This is a genomic window from Nonomuraea sp. NPDC059194 (genome assembly GCF_042754765.1).
Lineage (GTDB): Bacteria > Actinomycetota > Actinomycetes > Streptosporangiales > Streptosporangiaceae > Nonomuraea.
Genome location: NZ_JBHZBH010000013.1, coordinates 1 through 12,858, shown reverse-complemented (window position 1 = coordinate 12,858; position 12,858 = coordinate 1). Strand labels below are relative to the sequence as shown.

10 protein-coding genes are annotated in these 12,858 nt (G+C 69.9%); 9 read left to right on the top strand and 1 reads right to left on the bottom strand.

Annotated features, from left to right (window positions below; genetic code table 11):
* The first annotated feature begins 49 nt into the window (after nucleotides 1–49).
* The 7 genes from ACFXJ8_RS17760 to ACFXJ8_RS17730 are packed head-to-tail and all read left to right on the top strand — an operon-like array spanning nucleotide 50 to nucleotide 7,993.
* Nucleotides 50–1,651: an ABC transporter substrate-binding protein gene (locus ACFXJ8_RS17760; RefSeq protein ID WP_379644981.1), complete on the top strand. Its 1,602-nt coding sequence runs from the start codon at nucleotides 50–52 to the stop codon at nucleotides 1,649–1,651.
* Nucleotides 1,652–1,653: 2 nt separating this feature from the next.
* Nucleotides 1,654–2,604: an ABC transporter permease gene (locus ACFXJ8_RS17755; RefSeq protein ID WP_379644980.1), complete on the top strand. Its 951-nt coding sequence runs from the start codon at nucleotides 1,654–1,656 to the stop codon at nucleotides 2,602–2,604.
* A gap of 2 nt (nucleotides 2,605–2,606) precedes the next feature.
* Nucleotides 2,607–4,541: a dipeptide/oligopeptide/nickel ABC transporter permease/ATP-binding protein gene (locus ACFXJ8_RS17750; RefSeq protein WP_379644979.1), complete on the top strand. Its 1,935-nt coding sequence runs from the start codon at nucleotides 2,607–2,609 to the stop codon at nucleotides 4,539–4,541.
* A complete protein-coding gene (locus ACFXJ8_RS17745) occupies nucleotides 4,538–5,509 on the top strand; it encodes an oligopeptide/dipeptide ABC transporter ATP-binding protein (protein ID WP_379644978.1) in 972 nt (323 codons plus the stop codon). Before ACFXJ8_RS17750 ends, ACFXJ8_RS17745 begins: the two co-directional genes overlap by 4 nt.
* Entirely contained in the window at nucleotides 5,506–6,426 is a 921-nt protein-coding gene (locus ACFXJ8_RS17740; RefSeq protein ID WP_379644977.1) for a dihydrodipicolinate synthase family protein, read from the top strand. Before ACFXJ8_RS17745 ends, ACFXJ8_RS17740 begins: the two co-directional genes overlap by 4 nt.
* Nucleotides 6,423–7,319, top strand: a complete 897-nt coding sequence (locus ACFXJ8_RS17735; RefSeq protein ID WP_379644976.1) for an ROK family protein — start codon at nucleotides 6,423–6,425, stop codon at nucleotides 7,317–7,319. The genes ACFXJ8_RS17740 and ACFXJ8_RS17735 overlap by 4 nt, the downstream gene beginning before the upstream one ends.
* Complete coding sequence (locus ACFXJ8_RS17730; RefSeq protein WP_379644975.1) at nucleotides 7,316–7,993, top strand: N-acetylmannosamine-6-phosphate 2-epimerase; 678 nt, start codon at nucleotides 7,316–7,318, stop codon at nucleotides 7,991–7,993. Before ACFXJ8_RS17735 ends, ACFXJ8_RS17730 begins: the two co-directional genes overlap by 4 nt.
* A 41-nt stretch (nucleotides 7,994–8,034) precedes the next feature.
* Here ACFXJ8_RS17730 and ACFXJ8_RS17725 read toward each other — a convergent pair whose 3' ends face one another.
* Entirely contained in the window at nucleotides 8,035–11,694 is a 3,660-nt protein-coding gene (locus tag ACFXJ8_RS17725) for a family 20 glycosylhydrolase (protein WP_379644974.1), read from the bottom strand.
* 126 nt (nucleotides 11,695–11,820) lie between these two features.
* Here ACFXJ8_RS17725 and ACFXJ8_RS17720 point away from each other — a divergent pair, with 126 nt between their 5' ends.
* Both ACFXJ8_RS17720 and ACFXJ8_RS17715 read left to right on the top strand, forming a co-directional pair.
* On the top strand, nucleotides 11,821–12,273 hold the full coding sequence (locus ACFXJ8_RS17720; protein WP_379644973.1) for an ATP-binding protein: 453 nt from the start codon (nucleotides 11,821–11,823) through the stop codon (nucleotides 12,271–12,273).
* Between the two features lie 125 nt (nucleotides 12,274–12,398).
* Nucleotides 12,399–12,713, top strand: a complete 315-nt coding sequence (locus tag ACFXJ8_RS17715; RefSeq protein ID WP_379644972.1) for a hypothetical protein — start codon at nucleotides 12,399–12,401, stop codon at nucleotides 12,711–12,713.
* The last annotated feature ends 145 nt before the right edge of the window (nucleotides 12,714–12,858 follow it).

Sequence of the window (12,858 nt, the reverse complement as noted above, 5' to 3'; positions counted from 1 at the left end):
GTACCGGCATCGGACATCAGACGTCATACGAAGCAATCTACCTAAGGAGATGGACGACGTGTTCCACCCCGCCAACACGTCCCTGGACCGCCGTGGATTCCTGCGGCTCGCCGGGGCGGTGAGCGCAGCCACGGCGTTCGCGGGCTCGCTGGCCGCCTGCTCGGGCCCCGCCTCCACGGGCAGCGCGGCCCCTGCGGCCGCCAAGGACACCATCGAGGCCGGCATCTCCTACGCCCTCTCCACCGGATTCGACCCGATGACCTCCTCTGGCGCGACCCCCTTCGCCGCCAACATGCACGTCTTCGAGTCCCTGTTCGACCTGGATCCGGTGACCCGCGAGTCGTATGCCGCACTCGCCGCGGGCGAGCTGGAAAAAGTCGACGACACCACCTTCAAGGTCGCGCTCCGCCAGGGCGCCACCTTCCACGACGGCTCGCCGGTGACGGCCGCCGACGTGGCCTTCAGCTTCCAGCGTGTCATGGATCCGGCGAACGCGTCGCTGATGGTGCAGTTCATCCCGTTCATCGACAGCGTCACCGCCGATGGCGCCGCAAGCGTGACCATCAAGCTGAAGCACGCCTTCCCGCTGCTCAAGGAGCGGCTCGCGGTCATCCGGATCGTGCCCAAGGCCCTCGTGGAGAAGGACAAGGCGGCCTTCGACGCCAAGCCCGTGGGCTCGGGCCCCTACCGCCTGATCGAGGCGACCAAGGAAGACAAGATCGTCTTCGAGAAGTGGGAGAAGTACAACGGCTCCCGGCCGGCCAAGGTCAAGCACATGACCTGGCGACTGCTCGCCGACCCCTCCGCCCGCGTCACCGCGCTGGAGTCGGGCCGGGTCTCGGCGATCGAGGACGTCCCCTACATCGACGCGGCCAGAGTGGCTCAGAAGAACGAGTTGGAGGCCGTGCAGTCCTTCGGCCTGCTCTTCCTGATGTTCAACTGCGCCGAGAAGCCCTTCGACGACAAGCGAGTACGGCAGGCGCTGCACTACGCCATCGACAAGGACAAGCTCATCAAGACCGGGATGCTCGGCAACGCCTCCGCCGCGACGGGGTACGTGCAGGAGACCCACCCCTCCTACGCCAAGGCGGCGACGGTCTACGGCTACGACCCCGACAAGGCCAAGGCCCTGCTCCAGGAGGCAGGGGTCTCCGGCCTGAAGGTCACCATGGTCACCACCGACACCGGCTGGGTGAAGGACGTCGTGCCGATCATCAAGGAGTCCTGGGACGCCATCGGGGTGTCCACCACGCTCGACATCGGCCAGTCCGGCGGGCAGTACACCAACAAGATCGACCCCGGCAAGTTCCAGGTGCTGGTGGCTCCTGGTGACCCCTCGGTCTTCGGCAACGACATGGACCTGCTGCTGCGCTGGTTCTACGACGGCACCTGGCCGGAGAAGCGCTACCGCTGGAGCGGCACCGCGCAGGCCAAGAAGGTGCTCGAACTGCTCGACGAGGCGGTGAAGACGGCCGACACCGCCAAGCAGAAAGAGCTGTGGGCCGAGGCCGTGAACCTCATCGCCGAGGAGGCGCCGCTCTACCCGATCCTGCACCGCAAGCTGCCCACCGCGTGGAACGGCAAGGAGCTGTCCGGCTTCAGGCCCATTCCCACGACCGGGCTGTCCTTTCTCGACGTGGCGCGCGTCTGACCATGCAGGCCTTCCTCCGGTTGGCCGCGAGGCGGCTGGTGACGCTGCCGCTCATGTTGCTCGGCGTCACCTTGCTCGTCTTCGTGGTCCTCCAGTTCTCACCCAACGATCCGGCCTACAACGCTCTCGGCGACGGCGCCAGCCCGGAAGCGCGGGCGGCCTACATGGCCGCCCACGGTCTGGATGATCCGCTCCCCGTGCGCTACGTGCGCTTTCTCGGGCAACTGGCGCAGGGGGATCTCGGGTACACCGCTCCACCCGCCGCTCCCGTGATCGACCGGATCGTCACGGCCTTCCCGTTGACCATGCAGCTCACCCTGTTCGGGCTGCTGCTGGCGGTCGTGGTCGCGCTCGCGCTGGGCATCACCGGCGCGCTCTACCGCGACGGGTGGCCCGACCAGCTGACGCGCGTGATCTCCATCGGGGGCGTGGCGATCCCGTCCTTCTGGCTCGGCATCCTGCTCATCCAGGAGTTCGCGCTCGGCCTGAAGCTCTTCCCCACAGGGGGTTACGTGAATCCGGCCGACTCGGTGACGGGCTGGCTCGCAGCGCTGGTGCTTCCCGCGGTCGCGATCGCCCTGCCGGCCGCCGCCTCGCTGTCGCGCCTCGTGCGCACCTCCATGGTGGAGGAGCTGGACAAGGACTACGTCCGGACCGCCACAGGCAGCGGCCTGCCCCGCGCGATCGTGATCCGCGGCGCGCTGCGCAACGCGCTCATCACGCCGCTCACCGTGCTCGGTCTGCGGGTGGGATACCTGCTGAGCGGGGCCGTGGTGATCGAGACGATCTTCGACCTGCCCGGCATGGGCAAGCTGATCCTGGAGGGCGTCACCAACGGTGACGTGGCACTCGTGCAGGGTGCCGTGCTGACGATCGCGACCGCGTTCCTCGTGGTGAACCTCGTGGTCGACCTGCTCTACCTCGTCGTCAACCCACGGATCAGGGCGGTGTGACCATGTTCAGATCCCGTCTCTCCGCCCAGCTGTCGCGGCCTGGCCTCCGGCTGTCCCGGCTGTCGCCCACGGCGATCGTCTCCCTGGCCGCGCTCGCCGCTGTGGTGTTGCTCGCCGTCCTCGCGCCGCTGTACGCGAGCGACCCGCTGGCCACCGGCACGCCCGCGACCCCGCCGGGCGCCGAGCACTGGTTCGGCACCGACCGCGCCGGGCGCGACGTGCTGGCGAGAGTCGCATACGGCGCGCGATCCTCCCTGCTCATCGGACTGGGCGCCACCGCGGTCGCGGTGCTGGCCGGAGCGGTGCTCGGCGGCCTGGCGGCGACCTCCCGCAAGGCCGTCGGCGAAGGCATCATGCGCGTCCTCGACGTGATCATGGCCTTCCCCGGCATCGCGCTCGCCGCCGTGCTCGTGGCGGTGTTCGGCCGCCACCTCCCCGTCCTGATCGGGACCATCGCCTTCCTGTACGTGCCCCAGCTCACCCGTGTCGTCCGGGCCAACGTCCTGGCACAGTACGGCGAGGACTACGTCTCCGCCGAACGCGTGATAGGGGCGCCCCGCCCCTACATCCTGGTCAAGCACGTCGCCATCAACTGCGCAGCGCCGATCATGGTCTTCGCCACCGTGCTGGTAGCCGACGCGATCATCTTCGAGGCGAGCCTGTCCTTCATCGGGGCGGGCATCCAGGACCCCGCGCCGAGCTGGGGCAACGTCCTGTCGTACGGCAGGCAGATCCTGCTGGCGGGCGGCTGGTGGGCCACCTTCTTCCCCGGGCTCGCCATCCTCGTCACGGTGCTCGCGCTCAACCTGCTGGCCGAGGGGCTGACCGACGCGTGGGCCGCGCCGCGCTCCGCCCGCCGTACACCTGTCTCGGTCGCGTCCGCGCCGGTGGCCGAGGCCGCCGGTGGCGCCGAGGTCGACGACGCGCTCGCCACCCTGGCCGTGAAGGTCACGGAGCGCCCGCCACGGGTGCCGCCGCTGCCGCCGGCGGCGCCGCCGTTGCTGTCGGTCGAGAACCTGTCGATCAGATTCCCCGAGCGGTACGGCGAGGTCCCCGTCGTGCAGTCGCTCTCGTTCGAGGTCCGCGCGGGGGAGACGCTCGGCCTGGTCGGCGAGTCCGGCTGCGGGAAGAGCCTGACCAGCCTGGCGATCATGGGACTGCTGCCGCGCAGCGCCCGCGTCACCGGCGCGATCCAGTACCAGGGACGCGACCTGCTCGGCATCGGCCCACGCGAACGTCGCGCCATCTCGGGACCCGAGATCGCGATGGTCTACCAGGACGCCCTGTCCTCACTCAACCCGTCGGTCCTCGTCGGGGCGCAGCTCAGGCAGCTCACCAGAAGAGGCGGCACCCGAACGCCCGAGGAACTGCTGGAGCTGGTCGGCCTCGACCCCCGGCGGACGCTGCGCAGCTACCCGCACGAGCTGTCGGGCGGCCAGCGCCAGCGAGTGCTGATCGCGATGGCGCTGTCGCGGAGCCCGCGCCTGCTCGTCGCCGACGAGCCGACCACGGCGCTGGACGTGACCGTCCAGGCCCAGGTGGTCGAGCTGCTGGTCCAGCTACGCGACGAACTCGGCTTCGCCATGGTGCTGGTTTCGCACGACCTCGGCCTGGTCAGCGAGCTCGTCCACCGCGTCGCGGTGATGTACGCGGGCCAGCTCGCCGAGATCGGCACCACCCAGCAGCTGCTCTCAGGGGTCCGGCACCACTACGCCCGCGGACTGCTCGGCTCCGTGCTCTCCCTGGAGGCCGGCGCCAAGCGGCTGCACCAGGTGCACGGCGTGGTGCCCGCGCCGCAGGACTTCGGTCCCGGCTGCCGGTTCGCCGGCCGGTGCGCCGCCGTCACCACCGCCTGCCGTACCGGGGCGCCACCGCTCGAAGGCGACCCGCTCGAGCACGCGCGAGCCTGCTTCCACCCGAGAGGAGGACAGTCGTGACCGAACCCGTCATCAGCCTGGAGGGCGTGCACGTCGTACACAAGGCGCGAAGCGGCGGACTGCTGCGACGCGACCGGGTGTACGCGCTCACCGACGCCCATTTCTCGGTACGGCGAGGCGAGATCCTCGGCGTCGTCGGAGAGTCCGGCTGCGGCAAGTCGACGCTGGCCAAAGTGATCGTCGGCCTGCAACCCGCCACCGAAGGCACTGTGCGCTTCCGTGGCGAGGACCTGTGGTCGCTGCCGCCGAAGCGGCGGCGCGCGGAGTTCGGCGAGTCGGTGTCCATGGTCTTCCAGGACGCCTCCACCGCGCTGAACCCGCGCCTGAGCGTCCGCCGCATCCTGCGCGACCCGCTCGACGTGCACCGCAAGGGCACGGCGGCGCAGCGCGAGAAGCGCGTGCGCGAGCTGCTCGACCAGGTCGGGCTGCCGGAACACGTCGCGGAGGCGATGCCCGCGCAGCTGTCCGGCGGACAGCGGCAGCGGGTCGCCGTGGCCCGCGCCCTGGCCCTGGAACCCGACGTGATCGTCGCCGACGAGCCCACCAGCGCACTGGACGTCTCCGTCCGCGCGCAGGTCCTCAACCTGCTCGTCGACCTGCGCGCCAGTCTGGGCCTCGGGCTGGTGTTCATCTCGCACGACATCCAGACCGTGCGTTACCTGGCCGACCGCATCGCGGTCATGTACCTCGGCCGGGTCGTGGAGGAAGGACCTGCCGACGACGTCGGCCGCCATCCCTACACCCGCGCGCTGTTCTCCGCCACGCCGAGCCTGCTCGGCGACGGCGAGCGGATCGTGCTGAGCGGCCCGGTGCCCTCGGCCACCCACCCGCCGTCAGGCTGCCCGTTCCGCACCCGGTGCTGGAAGGCCACCGACGCGTGTGCGGACGCCTTCCCCTCCTCCGCCCAGGGCGGCGACCACTCCTGGCGCTGCCTCTTCCCTGAAAACCCTGTTAGGAGCACTCTGTGAGCCCCCGCTTCACCGGCGTCATCCCGCCGATCGTCACTCCGCTGACATCGGAGGGCGAGGTCGACGCCGCCTCGCTGGAACGCCTGGTCGAATTCCTCATCGAGGCGGGGGTCAGCGGCCTGTTCGCGCTCGGCAGCTCGGGGGAGTCCGCCTTCCTCACCGACGCCAGGCGCGACAGGACGATCGACGTCGTGGTGCGGGCCGCGGACGGCCGGGTCCCCGTGCTGGCCGGATGCATCGAGACGACCACCAGCCGGGTGATCGAGCGAGTGGAGATCGCAAGCAAGCTCGGCGCCGACGCGGTCGTGGTGACCGCGCCCTTCTACACCCGCATCCACCCCGTCGAGGTCGAGCGCCACTTCCGCGCGGTCAAGGCCGCGTCGGACCTGCCGCTGCTCGCCTACGACGTGCCGGTCTCCGTGCACACCAAGCTGAGCCCCGACCTGGTGCTGACGCTGGCCGCCGACGGCGTCGTGGACGGGATCAAGGACTCCAGCGGCGACGACGTCGGGTTCAGGCAGACCGTGCTCGGCGCTGCGGCCCTGCCCGCCTTCTCCGCGCTGACCGGCCACGAGGTGGTCGTCGACGCGATGATGCTCGCGGGCGCCTCAGGGGCGGTGCCGGGCCTGGGCAACGTCGACCCGCACGGCTACGTGCGCCTGCTGCAAGCCTGCGCCGAAGGCCGCTGGACGGACGCCGCCCAGGAGCAGGACCGCCTGACCAGGCTGTTCGGCATCGTCGACGCAGCCTCACCGGACACCGCCGGTGGCAGCACCAGGGGCGTCGGCGCGTTCAAGACCGCGCTGGCGCTGCGCGGCGTCATCGCCTCCGCAGCCGTTTCCGCACCGATGCGGGAGCTGACCGGCGAGGAGACGCGCGTCGTGGCCGCCCACCTGGAGGAGGCAGGGCTGCTGTGACGCTCGTGGTAGGCGTCGACATCGGCGGCACCAAGACCTCCGCCGGCCTGGTCGACGCCCACGGAACGCTCCAAGCGGCCAGGACCAGGGCGACTCCCGCGAGCGCGGGCCCCGCCGCGGTCATCGCCGCCGCCGTGGAGCTCGTGCGCGAGCTCGGCCTCGGCGGCGTCGCGGCCGTGGGCGTGGGCAGCGCCGGGGTGATCGACGCCGAACGCGGCCTCGTGGTCTCCGCCACCGACGCCATCGCCGGATGGGCGGGCACCGACCTTCGCGGCGAGCTGTCCAGGCAGCTCGGCCTGCCCGTGGCCGTCGTCAACGACGTGCACGCGCACGCGCTCGGCGAGCACTGGATCGGAGCCGCGGCGGGCCGCCGCGATGTGCTGCTCGTCGCCGTCGGCACGGGTGTCGGCGCCTCCCTGGTCCTCGGCGGGACGGTACGGCACGGCGCGCACTGGACCGCGGGCCACGCCGGTCACCTGCCCAGCCCGTTCGCCCGGGACCTGCCCTGTCCATGCGGTGGGCGCGGCCACCTCGAGGCCATCGCGTCAGGGCCCGCCCTGCTGGCCGAATACCGCCGTCGCGGCGGGACCGGTGCGGCCCGCCCTGCCGAGCTGGCCGAGGGCGGCGATCGGCTCGCCATCGCCGTGCTGACCGAAGGCGCCGCCGCTCTGGGCTCGGCCATCGGCGGCTTGGTGAACCTCGTCGACCCGGAGATCGTCGTCGTCGGGGGCGGAGTCGCCAACTCGGGGGCGCTGTGGTGGCAGGCAATGCGGCAGGCGGCCGCGGCCGAGGTGCTTCCCGCGCTGCGCGCCGTACCGATCGAACCCGCCGCACTCGGCAGCGAGGCCGCGCTCGTCGGCGCGGCCCGGCTGGCCATGGAGGTCGCCTCGTGAACCCACTGCTCACCGCGCTGCACGGCCGTCTCGTGGTGTCCTGCCAGGCATATCCGGGCGAGCCGATGCGCGACCCTGACACGATGCGCCGCGTCGCGCAGGCCGTCGCGCTCGGCGGAGCCGCCGGCATCCGCGCTCAGGGCCTGGAGGACGTGCGCCGGATCAGGGCCGTGCTCGACCTGCCGCTCATCGGGCTGTGGAAGGACAGCGACGGCGAGGTGTTCATCACGCCGACGCTGGAGCACGCCCTCGCGATCGCCGAAGCGGGCGCCGACATCGTCGCCCTCGACGGCACCCGACGCCCCCGGCCCGACGGACGCACCCTCGCGGAGACGATCAGCGCCGTCCACGAACGCACCGGACGGCTGGTCATGGCCGACATCTCCACCTACGACGAAGGCGTCGCCGCGGTGGAGGCGGGCGCGGACGTCGTGGGCACGACCCTCGCCGGATACACGGCCTACTCCAGACCGGGCCCGTCACCCGACCTCGACCTGGTGGCCGAGCTCGCCAGGGACCTACCGGTCCCGGTGATCGCGGAGGGCCGCATCCACACGGTGGACCAGGCGGCCGAGGCCATCGCGCGTGGGGCGCACGCCGTCGTCGTCGGCACCGCCATCACCCACCCGACGACGATCGCTCGCTGGTTCGCCGCCGCGGTGGCCGGCCGCTGAACCGGCGGCCGCACCGATGCGGCCGCCGGTTCACCGGACCCTCAGCGGGTCTGCCAGAGTGAGATCTCCCCGGCGCTCGCGAACGGCTGGCCGTTCACCGAACTGCGCGCCTCCAGCCTGACGTACCTGGCGGGTGTCGTGGGGAAAGCCACCTCCTTCTCCGTCGCGTCCGTGCCGAACGTTCCCGAGGCGACCTCGCGCCAGGCCTGTCCGTCCTGGCTGACGCTCACCGTGTACGCCGCGATCCTGCCGTTCTGGCCGCCGTCCTGCCGCGGCAGGTAGCGCAGGGCGGCCAAGGGATACTCCCTGGCCAGATCGAGCGTGAGCTGGTGTGGCAGCGGCGCGGGCGACGGGGTGTAGGCGGTATGCCAGAGCGTGTACGGGTTGTTGTCCACGGCGTTCGCCGCGGAGCCGTTCTCAGCGGCCGTCTCCTGGCTGTCGGCTGTCACCCTGATGCCACCGGTCGGCACCGCGGTCAGGTTCCCCCCGGCGGATCCGGGCGGAGAGCCGACGGCGTCCGCGCGGGCGAAGAACTCCCAGACACTGCCGGAGCCGGGTCCGCCCCACGTCCGCTCGGCCAGGACCTGCAGCGGACGCCTGGCGTAGAAGTCGAACCACTCCGGGCTCTGCTCCTCGGCCTTGTCCGACCAGCGGGCCACCTTGTAACCGCGCACGCCGTCGGGACCGGGGAAGGCGTAGTCCTCGTAGACCTTGCGCACGTCCACGTAGCCGTACTGGCCGGGGCGCTGGCCGAAACCCGGGCTGACGTACAGCAGGCTTTCCGGCGTGGCGACGACCTGGTAGCCCTGGCGAGCCAACTCGGACGGGTCCGCGTTCACCCAGGTGTCGATGACGATGTCCTTGTCGGGCGCGATGCTGCTGCGCTGGCCGTAGACGTTCCACCATTCCCACATCTCGGTGCGCTTGCCGTGCGACTTCACCGTGGCGTTCATCTCGTTCATGAAGTCGACGAACACGTCACCGGTGTGGGCGAAGCCACGGTCCTTGGCGTACTGGACGAGCTCGGGGCAGGCGTTCTTCTTGTCGTCGTAGCCGATCTCGTCGCCGCCGACGTGGAAGACCGGCCCGTCGAAGAGCGGGACGATCTCGTCGAGGAGCTTCTTGACGAACTGCCTGGTGTGCGGCTTGGTGATGTCGAGTGTCCAGCCGCCGAGTTCGCCGCCCGGCCAGATCGCGTAGTCCATCGACGCGCAGGAGAAGCGCAGCGACGGGTCGTACCTGGTGATGGGCGTCGCGTGTCCGGGCAGGTCCACTTCGGGGACAATCACGACGTGGTACTTCTTGGCGTAGTCCTGCAGCTCGCGCAGGTCGGCCTTGGAGTACGCGCCGTCGGTCGCGGTCAGACCGGGGAACGTGTCGGTCTGGATGCGGAACCCACGCCAGTCGGTGAGGTGCAGGTGGAAGGTGTTGAGCTTCTGCCAGGCCATCGCGCGGATCTGTGCCTTGAGGTAGCTCATCGGGTAGTACTTGCGTCCCACGTCGAGCATCTGGGCGCGCTCGCCGAATCGTGGCCAGTCGCGGGCCGTGCCCCTGGCGAGCTCACCGTCCGCCTTGAGTAGTTGCAGGAGCGTCTGGCTCCCGTAGAACACGCCGGTGTCGGTGGGTCCCGCGATCGTGACGGCATCCTTCACCGTCAGCCTGTAGCCCTCTTTGCCCAGCTGGGCGTCGTCTACGTCGGTGGTGAGCGCGATGTCGCCATTCCGAGGAGAGCCGATGACGATGCTCGGCCGCCGTCCGATCGTGTGCTCGAGATCCTCGGCGAGGGTGACCGCCGTGGCGTTCAGCCGTTCCCTGTCGGCTTCACGCAGGACGATCCTGGTCGATTCGCGCGGACGCCACGGCTCGTCCTTCCTGCCCGACCACTCCTGCATGCTCGGGACCGTCGTCGGCTGCGCGGACCGCTCCACCGTCTCGATCGGGACCGGAACGCCCTTCGCCGACGCGGACACCTGCGTGCCGTTCTCGGCCGCTGCTGTGGCCGAGAGCTCGGGCACGAACTGTCCGGCAGCCTGGTCGTCCACGGTGATCGTGTGTTTGCCCGTGCGGCAGACCGTCGAGGCGCCGGGTTCCAGGCGCGACACCGCGCACGCCGACAGGTTGCCCGCGACGTTGATCGCGGACAGGGGTGTGTTGCCGGTGTTGGCGATCCTGGTCCAGTAGGTGAGCACGTCGTCCAGCAGTCCGGGCCGGCCGGCGACGGCGATGTTGTCCAGCACAGGCAGCAGCGTCATGGCCGGTACGGCGGGCGCCTGCGGGTCGGGCGCAACCGTCAGCGTAGCCGTCGCGTACGACCGCCTGCCGCCCGCGGTGAACCTCACCTGGAGGGGTACCGTGCCGGTGGCCGTGGTCGCTGCGGCGAAGGGAAGCTTGACCTCGGCCACGGCGCCCGGTGCGAGCGCAGGAACCCGGGCGCTCTCGCCGGTCCACCCCTCTGGCAGCTCCAGCGTGACCCGCCCGGCGGGGACCGTCCTGCCCTCCTGGTTGGTCAGCGTCACGGCCAGTTCACCGGCCGTACCCGCCTGATACGACGCAGGTGCGGCGACCTGGAGCGGCACACAGCGCCCGTCCAGCCAGTCGAGGTCGAAGGCGGTGAAGGTGACGTGCTGGTAGCCGAAGCGCTCGTACAGCAGGCCGATCCTGCCGTCGCTCATCCTGGTCAGCGTCGAGTAGCCGGCGGCGCCCGGATCGATCACCCGCTGGACCGGCCAGGTCCGGCCGTGGTCGCAGGACATCTTGACCGTCAGGTTGCGCCGGATGCCGGTGTCGGGGGTGTTGCTGAACAAGAGCATGCGCGAGCGCGGGTCGTCGGCGGGCGCGTCCGGATGGACCCGCATGATCGAACCGTTGTTGCCCTGGTCCACGAGCTGAGGATCGCGACGCAGTGGCGTATAGGTCACGCCTCCGTCGGTTGAGGTCGCGACCAGCCGCGAGGGGTTGGAGCGCACGTTCAGCATGACCGTGCCGTCGGACAGCTCGACGGTCTTGTTCTCGTCCGCGCCGGGACCGGCCGGCTGGCCCATCTTCCAGGTGTCGCCATGGTCGTCGGAGTATGCGCTCACCGCGTAGTTGCCGCCGTTGCTGCGCACGGTGTACTGCTGAATCAGCCGCCCCGCGTGCGGTCCACGGGTGAGCTGGATGCCTTCGCCCGATGAGGCGAAGATACCGTTCCACGCCGGGTTCTTGATCATCGACGTTATCCGGCGGTGACGCCAGGTGACGCCGTCATCATCGGAGTAGCTGTAGTCGGCATGCAGGATGTTCGGATCGGTGTCGCTGTTGCCCGTGCCCGAGTTGCCGAAACCGCGATTGACGGAGGCGGCGTAGAACAGGAAGGTGCGGCCCGTCTGCCGATCGACGAGCAGGCTCGGGTCGCCGTAGCCGTTGGGTGCCGGCTCCTGCCGTACGACCTGCTGTGGCGTCCAGGTCTTCCCGCTGTCGGTGCTGCGGCGGATCAGCACGGCGATGTGGCTCGGCAGGTCTGCCATGCCCGGCCTGCCGTCGTAGGCGGCGACGAGCGTGCCCTTGGTCGTGGTGGTGAGGGCGGGGATGCGGTACTGCGGCCAACCGCCCGTTCCCCTGGAGGCCAGGTCAGTTGTGGGCGTCGAGCTGGATGCGGGTTGCGATGGGCTGCTGATCAAGCTGAGGCCGGTGACCAGGGCTAAGGCGAGAGGTTTCCACATGCGCGACTCCGAGGAGAAGTGACGTCAGACGTCCGATCAACTCAAGGTAGAGACGTGCGCAGACCTCGTCAAGATCTCGGAGCCCAGGCCGCTTGGCCGACCGCCTGATCTCCGCCCTCTTCCTGCTTGCCAGCAGCGATCGCGCCTGGACGAGACCACCGACTTCGACCTCACCCCGGTCGCAGAACAAGCAATCGGGAAGCTGATGCCCCATGCACGGCGCCGCAACATTCGAGTCGACATGACGGCCGGTCCCCTGCCCGAGACCGGCGACGAGGTACTCGCCGCCACCTCGTCTCCAACCTGGTACGCAAGGCGATCCAGCACAACAAGGACAACGGGCACACCTGCCTACGCATCGAGAACAGGACCTTGACCATCCAGAACACTGGTGCCCACATCCCCCCGATCAAGCGGCGACCCTCTTCGAACCCTTCCGCCGACCGCACCTCCTCCCGCCACGGCCTGTCCATCGTGCGTTCCATCGCCCAGGCCCACGGCGCGACCGTGTACGCCGAACCAGGGGAAGACGGCGGACTACAGGTCCGGGTGACGCAGGCTCATGCCCTGCTCGCGTAGGTGCAAGGCCATCGGCAGCGTGGGTGTCCTGTGTACGCGAACCTTGCCGCGTACGGACGTACATTGCCAACGATCGTGCAACCTCCGGGTTAACCCTGCACCGGGGAGCAGCCCGACAAAGGAAGATGACGATCATGAAAACTCCTGTGGCTGGTGGGGATCCTGCGTTAGTGTGCGACTTCGAATTGGCGTACGTGACGGCGGACGGAGTGGAGACCCGCGTGGACTTGGCCGACGCGTGGGCGATACCGCTGGAGGATGCGCCGCCGGTGCGTCGGTACGCCTCCTACAAGGGCCAGATGCATCTGCCGGGCGCCTGGTGGTCGGCCACCACGCAAAGCTTGGTGGGGTATGAATCCTGGCTCGAGCGCGACCACGTCATGCTGCTCGACTTCGACCAGACGATCAGTCCTGGACCGACTCCCGGCCACCGTCTGTGACGACACCACATAAAGATCGCCAGAACCACTTACCGCCGGAACTTACATCTAACTCCTAAGGACAACGTTCAGGAGGTCTCAATGGGTGCCGTGGTGCTGTACAAGAGCATGTCGTTGGACGGCTTCGTCGCCGGTCCGGACATCG